Annotated in this window: 12 protein-coding genes; 2 read left to right on the forward strand and 10 right to left on the reverse strand. The window is 63.0% G+C overall.

All coding sequences use genetic code 11. The features are described from left to right. Positions 1–61: 61 nt before the first annotated feature. Positions 62–277, forward strand: a complete 216-nt coding sequence (locus AC07W7_RS03180; protein ID WP_099170328.1) for a hypothetical protein — start codon at positions 62–64, stop codon at positions 275–277. Positions 278–366: 89 nt separating this feature from the next. Here AC07W7_RS03180 and AC07W7_RS03185 read toward each other — a convergent pair whose 3' ends face one another. From AC07W7_RS03185 to AC07W7_RS03225, 9 genes are all read right to left on the reverse strand, one after another. Continuing rightward, positions 367–666: a DUF6124 family protein gene (locus AC07W7_RS03185; RefSeq protein ID WP_176561417.1), complete on the reverse strand. Its 300-nt coding sequence runs from the start codon at positions 664–666 to the stop codon at positions 367–369. 485 nt (positions 667–1,151) lie between these two features. Beyond that, on the reverse strand, positions 1,152–2,792 hold the full coding sequence (locus tag AC07W7_RS03190) for a BatD family protein (protein ID WP_169898146.1): 1,641 nt from the start codon (positions 2,790–2,792) through the stop codon (positions 1,152–1,154). Beyond that, positions 2,789–4,525 carry a vWA domain-containing protein gene (locus AC07W7_RS03195; RefSeq protein ID WP_495038665.1) on the reverse strand — a complete coding sequence of 579 codons (1,737 nt, stop codon included), beginning with the start codon at positions 4,523–4,525 and terminating at the stop codon, positions 2,789–2,791. The genes AC07W7_RS03190 and AC07W7_RS03195 overlap by 4 nt, the downstream gene beginning before the upstream one ends. Continuing rightward, the gene (locus tag AC07W7_RS03200) at positions 4,522–5,610 is read right to left on the reverse strand and encodes a vWA domain-containing protein (RefSeq protein ID WP_197882147.1); all 1,089 of its coding nucleotides are present in this window, start codon (positions 5,608–5,610) and stop codon (positions 4,522–4,524) included. The genes AC07W7_RS03195 and AC07W7_RS03200 overlap by 4 nt, the downstream gene beginning before the upstream one ends. Next, a complete protein-coding gene (locus tag AC07W7_RS03205; protein ID WP_197882149.1) occupies positions 5,603–6,097 on the reverse strand; it encodes a DUF4381 domain-containing protein in 495 nt (164 codons plus the stop codon). Before AC07W7_RS03205 ends, AC07W7_RS03200 begins: the two co-directional genes overlap by 8 nt. After that, positions 6,094–7,026, reverse strand: coding sequence for a DUF58 domain-containing protein (locus AC07W7_RS03210; RefSeq protein ID WP_099170323.1), 933 nt, complete (start codon positions 7,024–7,026; stop codon positions 6,094–6,096). The genes AC07W7_RS03205 and AC07W7_RS03210 overlap by 4 nt, the downstream gene beginning before the upstream one ends. A 5-nt stretch (positions 7,027–7,031) precedes the next feature. Next, the gene (locus AC07W7_RS03215; protein WP_003218556.1) at positions 7,032–7,991 is read right to left on the reverse strand and encodes an AAA family ATPase; all 960 of its coding nucleotides are present in this window, start codon (positions 7,989–7,991) and stop codon (positions 7,032–7,034) included. Positions 7,992–8,243: 252 nt separating this feature from the next. Next, a complete protein-coding gene (locus tag AC07W7_RS03220; RefSeq protein WP_495038666.1) occupies positions 8,244–8,597 on the reverse strand; it encodes a hypothetical protein in 354 nt (117 codons plus the stop codon). A 98-nt stretch (positions 8,598–8,695) separates the two neighbouring features. Beyond that, the gene (locus tag AC07W7_RS03225; protein WP_495038667.1) at positions 8,696–10,315 is read right to left on the reverse strand and encodes a dermonecrotic toxin domain-containing protein; all 1,620 of its coding nucleotides are present in this window, start codon (positions 10,313–10,315) and stop codon (positions 8,696–8,698) included. Between the two features lie 424 nt (positions 10,316–10,739). Here AC07W7_RS03225 and AC07W7_RS03230 point away from each other — a divergent pair, with 424 nt between their 5' ends. Then, entirely contained in the window at positions 10,740–15,599 is a 4,860-nt protein-coding gene (locus tag AC07W7_RS03230) for an NAD-glutamate dehydrogenase (protein ID WP_169866481.1), read from the forward strand. Between the two features lie 829 nt (positions 15,600–16,428). Here AC07W7_RS03230 and AC07W7_RS03235 read toward each other — a convergent pair. Then, positions 16,429–17,106, reverse strand: coding sequence for a GntR family transcriptional regulator (locus AC07W7_RS03235; RefSeq protein ID WP_495038668.1), 678 nt, complete (start codon positions 17,104–17,106; stop codon positions 16,429–16,431). Positions 17,107–17,110 lie beyond the last annotated feature (4 nt).

Genomic DNA, 17,110 nt, shown 5'->3' on the forward strand with positions numbered 1-17,110 from the left:
CACTGAATAAGGGGCCCCCGTTGTAGGGGGATCTATGGGCTGTATACACGGAGTGTTACGTATGAGTTTGAATTTTCCCGGCGGTCTTCACCATCTTTTCACTAACCCCATCCCTGTGGTGCCTGAAAACAGGCCGAGAGCAAAAACCGAAGCCCAGGCGCCAGCCGAGGAGGCCAGGAACGCGAGTTCGGACAAGCAGATAGCGCTGGATGTTGAAGTCTCTGCGCTTGGCGCGCACTCGAAGCACACATTTACCGGGCCGGCTCCCGACCAGTAAGGCCAATACCGGCGCACCCTGTAGGAACGGGCTTGCTCGCGAAAAACGCAAGCCCGCCGCGTTCCTTCAGGCTTCCCGTGTTATCGGGGTCACTGCGGTTTGAGACAGTCCAGCGCACGCTCGGCCAGAATGCTGGCCTGGTCTATCAAGTGTTCGGTGGCGCCTGCCATGTGCCGTTGATTGCCGGTCAGCCCTTGGGTGGTGCCGGCTGCAGTGGCGGCTGCGCAGCGCAGCAGGTCGCTGATTTGGGCAAGGGCGTCTTCAAAACTGAGGTCTTGATGCACGGTGAAGGACGGGGGCGAGGCGGGTTGCAGGTAGTGGCCCAGGGCGCGGTCGAAAATTTCGTGGTCGGGGGTAAAGCGGGGTGGGTCGGGGACGATTTTGTTCATGCATAAGCTCCTACTGAAAAGGGAGCCATCCCGATGTCGGTCTCACTCGACAAAAAGGTGGCAGCTATGTGCAGGGTGAGAATACCGGACAGTAGGACTCCGGCCAGACCGAAGTCTGCCCGCACACAGCCGCCATAGAGCATGGTGCAGTTGGCGCCTACTGGTTCACAGGTTCTCACACCCGATCGCTGATATGCAGCGACGGAGCGAAGGCTAGCCAGTGGACTGGGCAGGCGCAAGGCTGAAGGATTGTCTAGGAAACGTCCTGCAAATTAAAGGGATATGGATTGCTGGCCTTTAACAATCTGTGACGAGCCCTCCAACGCCAGAGCGCGAAGCTGCATTCCCCTGTGGGAGCTGGCTTGCCTGCGATGGCGCTGGGTCAGCCAACACATTTATCGACTAATACACCGCCATCGCGGCGATGCGGCGACCCGACAAGCCAGCTCCCACAGCTGAGTTCACCGTCGGTACAGAGTGGGCGGTTACTTGGGATACAGCGGCGGCAGGCTGGTGCTGTCGGCCACCGGGGCCTGCTCGCGTTCGGCCATGGGAATGGCCTTGACCGCCCGCCACAGCTCTTCGCCCTGCCAATACTGGCCACTTTCGCTGTAGAGCGCGCCGTTCAACCCGTCCAGCGCATCGGACAGTGGTACAAAACGCGCCGCCATGTCTGCCAGGGTTTCCGGTTGCTGGCGTGCCCAGGCATCCAATGCCTGGCGTGTGGCCTGGGGGTCATTGGCCTGGCTCGCGCGCTTGAGGTCGTCGAGCAGGGTTCGCGGGCTGGGGCCGGTCTGGGCGGCGCGCTGGATCGCCGGGCGTGAGCGGGCGCGCCACCACAGGCCGAAGCCGAGCAGGGTGGTGCAGGCCAGGAGCAGGCTGGTGAGCTGCCAGATCCACAGGCGGCCATCGTCCGGCGCGGTGATCACGGTGGGGGTGGCCGGGGTGTCCACCACCAGGCTCGGGTTGACCGCCACCAGCAAGGTGCGGGCCGGCAGGCTGGTGCGTTCCAGGTGGTCTTCGTGAGTGTTCCACCACACCACTTCCACGGCAGGCAATTCCAGGGCGCCGGCGCGGTTGGGCACCAGGGCTTCGCGGTCTTCGCGGCTGCCGATCACCCCGCGTTCGCTGTTCTGGTTGCTCAACACCGGCTGGTCGGGGTAGCGCCGCAGGCCGGCGATTTCGGTGCTGGGCAGCGCGGGCAACTGGGCGCTGGCCAGGCCTTCGGCCTTGAGGGTGAGGATGCGGGTCAGGGAGTCGCCGACCTGCACGTTCGCAGGTTCCGGGTTCCAGCTTTCGCCCAGGCTCAGGCTGCGCGCCGGCAGCCAAGGGGCGTCCGCGGGGTACAGGGCAGGCTTGGGCTTGACCGTCAGGGGGATCTCGGTGGAATTGACATGCAGCAGCTTGCCGGGCCTGGGAGCCTGGGGCGCGGTACCCTGGGCCGGGCGTGGGTCGACCAGGGTGGCGCTGAATATTTGCGCGGGGATCAGCAGTTGCCCGCTGTGTTGTGGGTAGATCCCGTAGCGCATTTCGATCACGCCATGGCGCACGCCGTTGATGACTTTTTCGTAGGTGCGTGAATCGCCCACAGGCTCGACCCGGGCGTCAGGCAACTGCAAGGGCGTCAGGCTGCTGTCGTCATACAGCGCCACCGAATGGTAGATGCGCACGGTCAGCAGGGCCTGGGCCTGCACGTACACACTGTCCTGGTCGAGGCTGGCTTCGATGAATACCGGCTCCAGCTGGTTGTCGCTGTCCTGGCCCTGGGTTTGCACCACTTGCAGGCTGATGGGCTGGGTGGTGAGCGCGCCCAGTTGCAGTGGCGGGATCACCACGTTGCCGCGGGTCTTGGGTTGCAGGGTGATGATCCAGCGAGTCGTGGCGTGGTTGCTGCCATCGAGGGTCGTGAGCTGGTTGATCTGGCGGGTGCCGCGTATATCGAACAGCGGGGCCAGGGGCGACAGGTCCGGCTTGCCGAACTGGGTGACGTCGTTGGACTCGATGGTCAGCTCCACCGTTTCCCCGGAATTGACACGGCTGCGGTCGATACTGGCGGCCAGGTCGGCCGCCTGGGCGTGACCGGCCCACAGCGCTAGCCATAAGAAAAGTGGGGTGCAGCGGTTCATCGAGTCTTGTCCTGATGTTGTTGCTGTTCGTACCAGAATTTGCGTCGCAACAACTCGCCGGGGTTGTCCGGGATCTGTCGCAGCCATTGTTCCAGGGCCTGGCGGTGCTCCTCGTCGAGGTTGGCATTGGTTGGGCGCAAGGGCGGCGTGGTGGTCTGTTCGTCGCCCAGTTCGCTGCCGGGTACTTCATTGTTGCCCGCAGCTGGCTGGGGGCCGGTGGGTTTCTCCGCCGTACTTGCCTGGCCCGCGCCCTGGGGCGATTGCTCGCCACCGTTGGCCTGCTGGCTGTTATCGCCTGGTTGCGCAGTCTGGCCGGGTTGAGTGGATTCGTCATCCTCGTTTTTTGCCGGCGCTGGTGGCTCGGGCTCTGGCTCTTCGAGCAAGAGGCTTTCGACAAGGGCTTTGTTTTTCAGGGCCGGTTGCAAGTCTGGCTGGGCTTCCAGGGCCTGTTCATAGGCATCTATTGCGGCTTCCAGCTCGCCGGCGCGGGCCAGGGCATTGCCTCGATTGTAGTGGGCATAGGCATCACTGCCCTGGGCAAAGCGCCGCGCCGCTTCGGCGTAGTTGCCTGCTTCATACAGGGCCACTCCTTGCCACTGCGGGTTTTCAAAGTGTTCGGCGGCTTCGGCCGGGCGTTTGTGCTTGAGCAGGTACTGGCCCTGTTGGTCGGGGCGCAGCCACAGGTCATCAAAGCTGAACGCGTAGCTCGGTTGCGGCGCCGCCAGCAGTAGCAGCGGCAGGCAAAACAGCCAGCCACGGCGCCCGGCGCAGGCGGCGAGCAGCAGCAAGGGTAGCAAGAGCCAGTAGCCCTGGTCGGCCCAGGTGTCCAGTTGCAGGCGCTGGCCGTCGTCGCGCAGGGTTTGCGGGCCGTCCAGCAGGCCCAGGCTGCGCAGGTCCTTGTCGTCCAGGCGCACCTGGCGATAGCGGCCGCCCATTTCGCTGGCGAAGGCCTTGAGGGTCGGGCTGTCCAGGCGTGGGATCAGGATCGCGCCTTGTTCGTCCTTGAGGAACTCGCCGCTTTCCTGGGTCACCGGCGTGCCTTCACGGCTACCGATGCCGAGGATCGACAGGCTCGGCGCCTGGCCTTGCAGCAGCAGGCGAATGCCCTGGCGCTCCTGCTTGGACAGCGACGAGCCAATCAACAATAGGCGGCCCTGGCCCAGGCCGCCGTGCTTGAGCAGGCCCAGGGCTTTTTCCACCGCCAGGTCAGCGCGATGGCCGGCCTCGGGCATGATCGACGGGCGCAGGGCTTCCAGCAGGTTGCGGCTGGTGGCCAGGTCGTCGGACAGCGGCACCAGTGTGTGGGCGCTGCCGGCATACACGACGATGGCGGTCTGCGCATCGCTGCGCGCCTGCAGCAGGTCCACCAGCTTGCGTCGCGCCTGCTCCAGGCGGTTGGGCGGGCTGTCGGTGGCAAGCATCTCGGGGGTCAGTTCCAGCAGCACCACCAGCGGGTCGGCGGGTTTCTGGCTGATCTGCTCGACCCGTTGCCAGCCGGGGCCGAGCAAGGCCAGCAGCGCCAGCAGCCAGGCCAGGCCCAGCAGCAGCCATGGCGACTTGCTTTCCCGACCATTGCCACCGCTGAGCAGGGCGGCGTGGAAGGCCGGTGGCAGGAGCATCTGCCAGCGCCCGGCGCGTTTTTGCCGATGCCACAGTTGCCACAGCAACCAGCCGAGCACGGGCAGCAGCAACAGCCACCAGGGGCGCAACCAGTGCGGCCATAAAGCGATCATCGACGCCTCCGCAAGCGCAGGCGTTTCAGGCGTTGGCGCCATTGCGGGTGCTGTTGTAGGAAATGGCCCTGGGTCGAGAGTTTATTGAGCAGCCGTTGCAAGGCGTTATCCGGCCAGCGCTCCTGGATCACCAGCAGCAGGCTGAGCAACAGCGCCAAGGCCAGCGGCCCGCTATACAGCGCCTGGGCCGGGCGGGCCTGGGTCGGCTGTTGCGCCACCGGTTCCAACTGGTCGAGGGTTTGCTTGATCGCTTGCAGCTCGGCACCGTCATGGGCGCGGAAATACTGCCCGCCGGTCGCCGCGGCGATGGCCTTGAGCGCCGGCTCATCCAGATCGAGGCTGGGATTGAGGCCGAGCATGCCCAGGCTACCGGTCTGTTCGGGGTTGGCGCCAATGCCGATGGGGTAGATCTTCACGCCTTCTGCGGCGGCCAGGCGGGCGGCGGTCAGCGGGTCGATTTCGCCGCCATTGTTGGCGCCGTCGGTGACCAGGATCAGCACCCGGCTGTGTGCCGGGCGTTGGCGCAGACGCTTGAGGGCCAGGCCGATGGCGTCGCCAATCGCGGTGTTTTTTCCGGCAATGCCGATGCGCGCCTCATCCAGCCAGGTGCGCACGGTGCGCCGGTCGAAGGTCAGCGGTGCTTGCAGATAGGCCTGGCTGCCAAACAGGATCAGGCCGACGCGGTCACCCTCGCGGCTTTCGAGAAAGTCGCCCAGCAGGTGCTTGACCAGGCTCAGGCGGCTGACGTCTTCGTCCTGCCATTGCATATCGGGGAAGTCCATGGAGCCCGACACGTCCACCGCCACCAGCAGGTCGCGGCCGCTGGCGGCAATCGGCAGCGGTTCGCCGAGCCATTCCGGGCGGGCGGCGGCGCTCAGCAGCAACAGCCACAGCACCACGAACGGCGCTTGTTGGCGCCAGCCTGGCAGGTTGATGCGCGCACGGCGCCGGGCCAGGCCTTCGAGGTCGCCCAAAAAGCTGACTTTCAGGGCCGGCTCGCCGCTGTCGGCCACCGGCAGGATCAGGCGCATCACCCACGGCAAGGGCAACAGGGCAAAGACCCACGGCCAGGCGAACTCAAACATGTTTGCGAATCCAGGTGTCGACGGCTTGCGTCAGGCCGGCGATGGCCTTGTCGTCGAGTTTGCATTCGGGTTTGTAGGCGCCTTCCACCAGGACCATCCAGCGCGTGAGGCCGGCCGCCGGGCAGCGGTTGTCGAGAAAGGCCAGCCATTTGCGCCCATTGAGGGTGTGGCTCTGGCTGTAGGGGTAGTCGTTGCGGCACAGGCGCTTGAGCAGGCCGTTGAGTTGCTGCAGCCAGGCGCCGGCCGGGGCGCCGTCGTAGGGTTTGGGCATCAGTGCCAGCTCCGCGAGGGCGGCGATGCGTAGCGGGTCCAGGGGCTGTTCGGCCCGCGCCAGAGGGCGCCTGGCTGGCAGGAAACGCCGCAGCCACCACAGGCCCCAGCCCGCCAGGGGGAGCAGTGCCAGCAACAGCCACCAACCCGGCGCCGGCGGCCAGAAGCCAATGGCCGGCGGGGCGATCAGCGGTTGCAACGAGTCCAGGCGGTTCATGGCTTTTTCACCGGGCGTTGCGGGTTGAGGTATTCACGCAGTTGCTCGACCATTTCGCTCTGGGTGCTTAATGGCATCAGCAGTACCCGCAGTTTTTGCGCGAGCAATTCCCAGCGGGCACTGCGTGCTTCGGCCTGGGCCTTGTAGGCCTGGCGCAGCTCGAAGTTCAAGGTGTCGATTTCCAACTGCGCGCCGCGCTCGGCAAACCGCAGCAGCCCGGCGGCGGGCAGGGCGTGGTCCAGCGGGTCTGAGACTGGCAGCAGCAACAGGTCGCAATGGCGCGACAACAGGCTCAGTTGCTGCTCGGCGCCGTCAGTCAGGGCACGTTCATCGCAGATCACAATCACCAGGCTGCCGGGGCGCAGCACTTCGCGGCCACGGCGCAGGGCCATGCCCAGGGCATCGGCTTCGGGGCGGCTCTCGGTGTTGAGGCTCTGGTTGACCCGCACCAGGCGGTTGAGCAGTTGCAGCAGGCTTTGCTTGCTGCGCCGGGGTTTGATTTCGTAGTGCTCGTTGTCACCGAACACCAACCCGCCGACCCGGTCATTGTGGCCCAGCGCGGCCCAGCCGATCAGGCTCGCGGCCTGGGCGGCGAGGACCGACTTGAACATCAGCCCGGAGCCGAAAAACAGCCGACAGCTTTGCTCGACCATGATAAAGATCGGCCGCTCCCGCTCTTCATGGAACAGCTTGGTGTGGGGCTCCTGGGTGCGGGCGGTGACGCGCCAGTCGATGGTGCGCACATCGTCGCCGGCCTGGTACACCCGCACCTGGTCGAAATCCACGCCACGCCCGCGCAGCTTGGAGTGGTGCAGGCCGATCAACGGGCTGCGTTGGCTGGGCGTGGAAAACAGCTGCACTTCGCGCACGCGATGGCGCATCTCGATCAATTCGCTGAGGCTGACACGGATCCCGTCGCCGGCATTCATGGGGATCAAGCGACGGCTACGACGTCGAGAATGCGCTGCACCACGCGGTCCTGGTCGATGCCGGCCGCTTCGGCTTCAAAGGACAGGATGATGCGGTGGCGCAAGACGTCGAACAGCACCGCCTGGATATCTTCCGGGCTGACAAAGTCGCGCCCGGCCAGCCAGGCATGGGCCCGGGCGCAGCGGTCGAGGGCGATCGAGCCCCGGGGGCTGGCGCCATAGGCAATCCACTCGGCCATTTCCGGGTCGAACTTGGCCGGCGTGCGCGTGGCCATGACCAGTTGCACCAGGTATTCCTCCACGGCGTCGGCCATGTACAGGCCGAGGATTTCCTTGCGCGCGGCGAAAATCGCCTGCTGGCTGACCCGCCGCTCGGGCTTGGTCTCGCCGTTGAGGGCTTCGCCCCGGGCCTGTTGCAGGATGCGCCGCTCTACGGCGGCATCGGGGAAGCCGATCTTGACGTGCATCAGGAAGCGGTCGAGCTGGGCTTCGGGCAGGGGATAGGTGCCTTCCTGCTCGATAGGGTTCTGCGTGGCCATGACCAGGAACAGCGGCGACAGCTCGTAGGTGCTGCGCCCGACACTGACCTGGCGCTCGGCCATGGCTTCGAGCAGGGCCGACTGCACCTTGGCCGGGGCGCGGTTGATTTCGTCGGCCAGCACCAGGTTGTGGAAGATCGGCCCTTGCTGGAACACGAAGCTGCCGGTTTCCGGGCGATAGATCTCGGTGCCGGTGATGTCGGCGGGCAACAGGTCGGGGGTGAACTGGATACGATGGAACTGTGCTTCGATCCCTTCGGCAAGCTCCTTGATGGCCTTGGTCTTGGCCAGGCCGGGAGCGCCTTCTACCAGCATATGACCATCGGCGAGCAGGGCAATGAGCAGGCGCTCAATGAGTTTTTCCTGGCCGAGAATCTGCGTAGAAAGAAAGGTTCGCAGCGCGAGCAGCGCTTCACGATGTTCCATCGATGACGGTTCCTGGAAAGATGAGCCTGGGGATTGTGAAAAACGCCAAGGCCTGGGGCGCTTACTTTAATGCATTGGAGGGGCTGGCGACTAACGAACCGGGGGGTATTTTTTTGCGGCTTGTAGGAAAGGGCTGAGGTTTTTGGCGTCGATGAGGGCCTCATCGCGGGCAAGCCCGCTCCCACATTTGGATTGTGGCGCGTTCAAATGTGGGAGCGGGCTTGCCCGCGATGGCGATTTTGCAGCCGCCAATCAAGGCGTGCGGATGTAAGTGCCAGTGCCCTTGAGAATGTTCTGCAGGGTTTCTTCTACCTCGGCCAGGTCCGCCTCGGCGGTGGCGTGGCGGATTTCCAGGTGATCGCTGCCACCCAGGGCGTCTTTGTCTGCCGCGCCGATCTCCACCAGCAGGGTGGTCGCGCCCAGGGTGATCTTCACGCCGTCCAGGGTCGAAGGCTCGTAGTCCCACGTCAGTTCCACCTCGTCTTCATCCGGGTAACGGGACAGCATGAACATCTCGCCCTGGGTGCCGTGGCAGCAGAGCATGGCCATGTTGTCTTCTTCGTCATCGCACGGGGTGGCGAGCAGATGGGTGGTGGTCAGTTGCATGGGGAGTCCTGTCAAGATTGCGGGCCGCAGGGCGCAATTGTGCCATTACCCTTGTCACTGTGCTGCTTTAAGTTGTTGGCCCTCCCTGGCAGATGCTGTCAGGGCTTGAGTAAGAAAGCCTTCAACGGCCCCGTAACCGGTGTGAAGGCCTGGCCGAAGCCCTCGCTCAATATAGGTTTGGTGGTATTGATTACGCCCGTGATGATGCGATTTTCGGCCCCTGGGCGATTATTGAGCTTGTCGTCGATGCCGATACCGACTTCTGTGGCACCGATGCCTATATTCGCAATCGTTAAGGCAACGCCCAAGGGGGGGATGGCCATCCCGAGGGGCGCCAAAAAAAGCAAACCGTAGGACGCGATCCTCAAGCCTTTTATGACTGAGTTTTTGGTGACGTCGCTATTGAGGACAAATTGCTGGTCGGTCGCACTTTTGGTCGCCTTTTCTGTACGGTATTGAAGCTCTTCAAATGGGTTGCCCTTGAAGGCCTGGCTGTCGAACACGCCGCCTTCCTGCCAATAGCCAAGACGTTCTTGCTGTACTGGCGAGGCATGGTTATTCAACTGTTCGGCAATTAAATCAACCCGGGCATCCGCGCCTACCCAGTGTCCATAGTTGGGTCGATCTTCCGGGCGTAACTGGAACTTGATAACCGTGGCCTTTTGCGGATCCTTGAACTGTTCGCCCAGCCATCGGTGCATGGCTTCAACAGAGTCGAAGCCATGGGCGGGCGGGGTGAGTCCTGATACGTACAAAAGCACTCGCCCGCTCGTAAGGTCTTGGGTGTAAAACATCCTCGACTCAAACCCGTTGAAGCGAAGGAATTTGGTTTGCAGGTTCGGGTCGGCTTTATAGGGTTGTTTGAGGTCTTCTGGCGTTATGTCGAGGTAGGCCTTGTCCGGTGGCAAGCCTGCCACGCCCATGGCGATTCTTCTGTCGTTTTCGTTCAGTGACTGGTCGTGGAGTTGCCTATGCACGGCCGTCAAGTACGCAATCGTTGCTGTGGTTGTGAAGGCCGCTCGGTTATTGGGGCTCCAGTAGTCCTTCAGGTAGTTGTCGTAGCTTTTTTTATAGGCGTTATCCCAGACCATCTGTTTGAAGCTCTCTGGATCTATGGGCACTTGGTTGCTGGCGTCATAGCGATTGGGCGAGCCTGGCTGGGGGTCTTGGTAGATCCCTTGATACCAACGGGTATGACCGCTGGTGTTTGGCAGGGGGAACCTAAAGTCAGTGCTGGGTTTTTCGTGATGCCGGGACTCCGGTTTTATTTCAATGGGGGGCGTGCTATCTGAATAACCCAGGGTTTTGGGTTGATGCATGCCTGAGGGCAGTTCGACGCCCTGGATGTTGCACCGCGCAGCATCGGTCAAGGATATTTTTTGCACGATGCTACCTTTGTAAGGCTGTTCGTCAGTGCGGTGTTCGTAGGCCATCGTCATCAAATACGCCTTGTCAGGGTCAATGGCGATCCCAAAGCGTTGTTTGATATGCGCTTTTACTTGCTCGGCGGTTACATCGTTTGCCGATTTCATCGGTTTGTAGTGCCTGGCGTAATCGTCCAGCACGGTATTGCGTCTGTAGGGCGCTGTGACAGGCGCCGGCGCGGCGCCTTCTGGCGTGAGCGCAGCTTTTTGGGCTGCCGGCTGTTCCGGCGGGCCATTGAGGGGCTGGGTTGTTGGAAGGTATGAGGGCTGGGCGTGGGGCTGTGTGATCGGCATGGGCACCTCGTCTGGGCGAGTGGATATCTTCCTTGATTCCGGGGGGGGACTGTTGAGTGGCCCGGGCCTGAATACCGGTTCCGTGAGGTCACAGGTGCTGGCTTGGGGCTCCCCCCATTGGTCCGGGTTGCTCCTTGTGCAACCCGGGGTTGCCTGCCGTTGACCGAATATGTCGCAGCGCAGCAAGCAGCGGGCTTCCCACACTCGTTAAGCTGCACAGCGGATGTACCTTCAGTGTGACTCTGACCTGCCCGTCGGACGTATCCAGTGGAAGTTGAATGTGACCTCATCGTCGTGTCCAGCTTCACCCACCTGTCACTCTGAATTGGTTATGGTAGATCCCGAACACAGAAATGACGGTCTCCCCACCCGGGGATAACACGCGACGCTTCCATCAATAACAAGCCCAAGCGGAGTACCACAGATGGCGTTCTTCACCGCAGCCAGCAAAGCCGACTTCCAGCATCAACTGCAAGCGGCACTGGCGCAGCACATCAGTGAACAGGCACTGCCACAAGTGGCGCTGTTCGCTGAACAATTCTTCGGCATCATTTCCCTGGACGAGCTGACCCAGCGTCGCATGTCCGACCTGGCCGGTTGCTCCCTGTCTGCCTGGCGCCTGCTTGAGCGCTTTGATCACACCCAGCCGCAAGTGCGGGTCTACAACCCCGATTACGAACGCCATGGCTGGCAATCGACCCACACTGCGGTCGAAGTCTTGCACCATGACTTGCCGTTCCTCGTGGATTCGGTGCGCACCGAGCTGAACCGTCGCGGTTACAGCATCCATACCCTGCAAACCACCGTACTCAGCGTGCGTCGTGGCAAGAAGGGCGAGTTGCTGGAAATCCTGCCTAAAGGCACCCAGGGCGAAGACGTCCTGCAAGAATCGCTGATGTACCTGGAAATCGACCGCTGCGCCAACGCCGCTGAGCTCAATGTGCTGAGCAAGGAATTGGAGCAGGTCCTGGGCGAAGTGCGCGTGGCCGTGGCGGATTTCGAGCCGATGAAGGCCAAGGTCCAGGAACTGCTGGCCGGTATCGACAGCAGCCCGTTTGCCATCGAAGGCGAAGAAAAGGCCGAGATCAAGAGCTTCCTGGAATGGTTGGTGGGCAACCACTTCACCTTCCTCGGCTACGAAGAGTTTGTGGTGCGTGACGAGCAGGACGGCGGTCATCTGGAATATGACGCCAATTCCTTCCTCGGCCTGACCAAGCTGCTGCGCGCCGGCCTTACCGCTGAAGACCTGCGCATCGAAGACTACGCCGTGGCCTACCTGCGCGAGCCGACGGTATTGTCGTTTGCCAAGGCCGCGCACCCAAGCCGTGTGCACCGTCCGGCTTACCCGGACTACGTATCGATCCGCCAGATCGATGAGCACGGCAAGGTCATCAAGGAATGCCGCTTCATGGGCCTCTACACCTCCTCGGTGTACGGCGAAAGCGTGCGGGTGATTCCTTATATCCGCCGCAAGGTCGCGGAAATCGAGCGCCGCTCGGGCTTCCAGGCCAAGGCGCACCTGGGCAAGGAACTGGCCCAGGTGGTGGAAGTGCTGCCCCGCGATGACCTGTTCCAGACCCCGGTGGACGAACTGTTCAGCACCGTGATGTCCATCGTGCAGATCCAGGAACGCAACAAGATCCGCGTATTCCTGCGCAAGGACCCGTACGGCCGCTTCTGCTACTGCCTGGCCTACGTACCGCGCGATATCTACTCCACCGAAGTGCGCCAGAAGATCCAGCAAGTGCTGATGGATCGCCTGAAGGCCTCGGACTGCGAGTTCTGGACCTTCTTCTCCGAATCCGTGCTGGCCCGTGTGCAGCTGATTCTGCGGGTTGACCCGAAAAACCGCCTGGACATCGACCCGCTGCTGCTGGAAAGGGAAGTGATCCAGGCCTGCCGCAGCTGGCAGGACGACTACGCGAGCCTGGTGGTCGAGAGCTTCGGCGAAGCCCACGGCACCAATGTGCTGGCGGATTTCCCCAAAGGCTTCCCCGCCGGCTACCGCGAGCGCTTCGCCGCGCATTCGGCGGTGGTCGACATGCAGCACCTGCTCAACCTCACCGAAGCCAAGCCGCTGGTGATGAGCTTCTACCAGCCTTTGGGCCATGTGACCGGCCAGCAGGAATTGCACTGCAAGCTGTATCACGCCGACACCCCGCTGGCGCTGTCGGATGTGCTGCCGATCCTGGAAAACCTTGGCCTGCGCGTGCTCGGTGAGTTCCCGTATCGCCTGCGCCACGCCAATGGCCGCGAGTTCTGGATCCACGACTTTGCGTTCACCGCCGCCGAAGGCCTGAACCTCGATATCCAGCAGCTCAACGACACCCTGCAGGACGCGTTCGTGCATATCGTCAACGGCGATGCCGAGAACGATGCGTTCAACCGCCTGGTACTGACCGCCGGCCTGCCATGGCGTGACGTGGCGCTGCTGCGGGCCTACGCCCGTTACCTCAAGCAGATCCGCCTGGGCTTCGACCTGGGGTATATCGCCAGCACCCTGAACAACCACACCGACATCGCCCGCGAGTTGACCCGGTTGTTCAAGACCCGCTTCTACCTGGCGCGCAAGCTGACCAGCGACGACCTGGAAGACAAGCAGCAACGCCTGGAGCAAGCGATCCTCACGGCCCTGGACGATGTGCAGGTGCTTAACGAAGACCGGATCCTGCGGCGCTACCTGGACCTGATCAAGGCCACCCTGCGCACCAACTTCTACCAGGCCGATGCCAACGGCCAGCACAAGTCGTACTTCAGCTTCAAGTTCAACCCCCACGCCATTCCAGAATTGCCCAAGCCTGTGCCGAAGTTTGAAATCTTCGTCTACTCGCCGCGGGTCGAAGGCGTGCATCTGCGCTTTGGCAACGTCGCGCGCGGCGGCCTGCGCTGGTCTGACCGTGAAGAAGACTTCCGCACCGAAGTGCTGGGCCTGGTAAAAGCCCAGCAAGTGAAGAACTCGGTGATCGTGCCGGTGGGCGCCAAGGGCGGCTTCCTGCCGCGTCGCCTGCCATTGGGTGGCAGCCGGGACGAGATCGCGGCCGAGGGCATTGCCTGCTACCGCATCTTCATTTCCGGTCTGTTGGACATTACCGACAACCTGAAGGACGGCGCCCTGGTGCCACCGTTGAACGTGGTGCGCCACGACAACGATGACCCGTACCTGGTCGTGGCGGCCGACAAAGGCACCGCGACCTTCTCCGATATCGCCAACGGCATCGCCATCGACTACGGCTTCTGGCTGGGCGATGCGTTTGCCTCCGGTGGTTCGGCCGGTTACGACCACAAGAAGATGGGCATCACCGCCAAGGGCGCGTGGGTCGGGGTGCAGCGTCACTTCCGTGAACGCGGCATCAATGTGCAGCAAGACAGCATCACCGTGGTCGGCGTCGGCGACATGGCCGGCGACGTGTTCGGCAACGGCTTGCTCATGTCCGACAAGCTGCAACTGGTTGCGGCCTTCAACCACCTGCATATCTTTATCGATCCCAACCCGAACCCGGCCACCAGCTTTATCGAGCGCCAGCGCATGTTCGAGCTGCCGCGTTCGGCCTGGTCGGACTACGACACCAGCATCATGTCCGAAGGCGGCGGTATCTTCTCGCGCAGCGCCAAAAGCATTGCCATCTCGCCACAGATGAAAGAGCGCTTCGACATCCAGGCCGACAAGCTGACCCCGACCGAGCTGCTGAACGCCTTGCTCAAGGCGCCGGTGGACCTGTTGTGGAACGGCGGTATTGGCACCTACGTCAAGGCCAGCACCGAAAGCCACGCCGATGTGGGCGACAAGGCCAACGACGCGCTGCGCGTCAACGGCAACGAGTTGCGCTGCAAAGTCGTGGGCGAGGGCGGTAACCTGGGCATGACCCAGCTGGGTCGTGTGGAATTCGGCCTCAATGGCGGCGGTTCCAACACCGACTTTATCGACAACGCCGGTGGCGTGGACTGTTCCGACCACGAAGTGAACATCAAGATCCTGCTCAACGAAGTGGTGCAGGCCGGCGACATGACCGACAAGCAGCGCAACCAGTTGCTGGCGAGCATGACCGACGAAGTCGGCAGCCTGGTGTTGGGCAACAACTACAAGCAGACCCAGGCCCTGTCCCTGGCCGCGCGCAAAGCCTACGAGCGTGCGGCCGAGTACAAGCGCCTGATGAGCGACCTGGAAGGCCGTGGCAAGCTGGACCGCGCCATCGAGTACCTGCCGACCGAGGAGCAGCTCGTCGAGCGCGCCGCGACCGGCAAGGGCCTGACCCGCCCGGAACTGTCGGTGCTGATCTCCTACAGCAAGATCGACCTCAAGGAAGCCTTGCTCAAGTCCCTGGTGCCGGATGACGACTACCTGACCCGTGACATGGAGACCGCGTTCCCACCGAGCCTGGTGGCCAAGTTCTCCGAGGCCATGCGTCGCCACCGCCTCAAGCGCGAGATCGTCAGCACCCAGATCGCCAACGACCTGGTCAACCACATGGGCATCACCTTCGTGCAACGCCTCAAAGAGTCGACGGGCATGAGCCCGGCGAACGTGGCGGGCGCCTATGTGATCGTGCGCGACATCTTCCATCTCCCGCACTGGTTCCGTCAGATCGAAGCCCTGGATCACCAGGTCTCGGCTGAGGTGCAACTGGCGCTGATGGACGAGCTGATGCGCCTGGGCCGTCGGGCTACCCGCTGGTTCCTGCGCAGCCGTCGCAACGAGCAGGATGCTGCCCGTGACGTCGCGCACTTCGGTCCGCACCTGGCGGCGTTGGGCCTCAAGCTCGACGAACTGCTGGAAGGCCCGACCCGCGAAGGCTGGCAGAACCGCTACCAGGCCTATGTCGAAGCCGGTGTGCCGGAGTTGCTGGCGCGCATGGTTGCCGGCACCACCCACCTGTACACCTTGCTGCCGATCATCGAGGCCGCCGACGTGACCGGGCAGAGCGCTGCGGATGTGGCCAAGGCCTACTTCGCCGTGGGCAGCGCCCTGGACTTGCCGTGGTACCTGCAGCAGATCAGCGATCTGCCGGTGGGCAACAACTGGCAGGCCCAGGCCCGCGAAGCCTTCCGCGATGACGTGGACTGGCAGCAACGGGCGATCACCATCAAGGTTCTGCAAATGGCCGATGCGCCAGAAGACATGGAAGCCCGCGTGGCCCTGTGGCTTGAGCAGAATGCGAGCATGGTCGAGCGCTGGCGCGCGATGATGGTAGAAATCCGTGCCGCGGTGGGTACGGACTACGCCATGTACGCGGTGGCCAACCGTGAACTGCTGGACCTGGCTATGAGCGGGCAAGTGGTGCTGTAATCGGCGGCTAGCGCGTTAAAACAAAGCCCCGTCTCGCGAGAGACGGGGCTTTTTTGTGGGTTCGGAACAAGGTGGGGCGTATGCAAAATTTGCTGCGCCGGCCGCCCACTGTGGTGGGGCCAAAATTCTCTGCCCCAGTGAGATCCCCTGTGGGAGCGGGCTTGCTCGCGATAGCGCCAGCCCAGCCAACATTTCTGGCGACTGACCCACCGCCATCGCAGGCAAGCCAGCTCCCACATTTGATCTGTGGTGGGGCCAAAATTCTCTGCCCCAGTGAGATCCCCTGTGGGAGCGGGCTTGCCCGCGATAGCGCCAGCCCAGTCATTGTTGCTGGCGGCTGACCCGCCGCCATCGCAGGCAAGCCAGCTCCCACATTTGATCTGTGGTGGAGCCAAAATTCTCTGCCCCAGTGAGATCCCCTGTGGGAGCGGGCTTGCCCTAATGCCAGTCAGTTAAGCGGATTCTGCTTTCTGTAGGAGCGAGCTTGCTCGCGAAGGACGTCAACGATAACGCGTGTTTGCTAGGTAAACACGGCGCTCTCAAGTTCTTCGCGAGCAAGCTCGCTCCTACAAAAAGGCTTAACTGACTGGCATTAGGGCTTGCCCGCGATAGCGCCAGCCCAGCCAACATTTCTGGCGACTGACCCAGCGCCATCGCAGGCAAGCCAGCTCCCACATTTGATCTGTGGTGGGGCCAAAATTCTCTGCCTCAGTGAGATCCCCTGTGGGAGCGGGCTTGCTCGCGATAGCGCCAGCCCAGTCATTGTTGCTGGCGGCTGACCCACCGCCATCGCAGGCAAGCCAGCTCCCACATTTTAATCTCTATGGGCTTACGCGAGTTTTGCTTGCAGATGATCCAGATGCCGGGTCATCAAGCATGCTGCCGTACTCGCATCCCGTCGCTCCACCGCTTCGACAATCTCTGCCTGCTCAAGCCAGGCGCCGGTGAACGCCCCTTGTCGGGCAATGACCAGCGAGGTCAACGGCACCAGGCTATTGAGAAACTGCGCCAATGGCCGGTTCCCCGCAAGGGTCGCCAGCAACAGATGAAACTCGCCACACAGGCGAATGGCCGCACCTTGCTGGCCCTGCTCGACGCTCGTCCGCTGGCGGGCCAGCAGCTCACGCAAACGCCGCACCTGCCCGGGGGTGGCCTGTACGCACGCCAATTGCACCACGCTCACTTCCATCAAGCGCCGCGCCTCCAGGATATGTTGCACCTGCTCGGCATCCGGTGCCGCCACCTGGGCGCGCAGGTTGGGGCGCAGGATGATCACCTGCTGCTCGGCCAGGCGCGCCAGGACCCGGCGCAGCACGCTGCGGCTGACGCCAAACGCCTGGGCCAGGCCTTCTTCGGTAAAGCGGCTGGTGGGCACGATGCGTTGTTCGAGGATGGCATCGAACAGCCGTGGGTAAAGGTCGTCCACCGACGGCCGCTTGCCGGGCACCAGGCGCATGGCGGGCGGGGCGGTGACAACGATAGGGCGTTGCAGGGCGTGAGCGCTCATGGCC

This window comes from Pseudomonas sp. GW821-FHT01D09 (assembly GCF_059422465.1).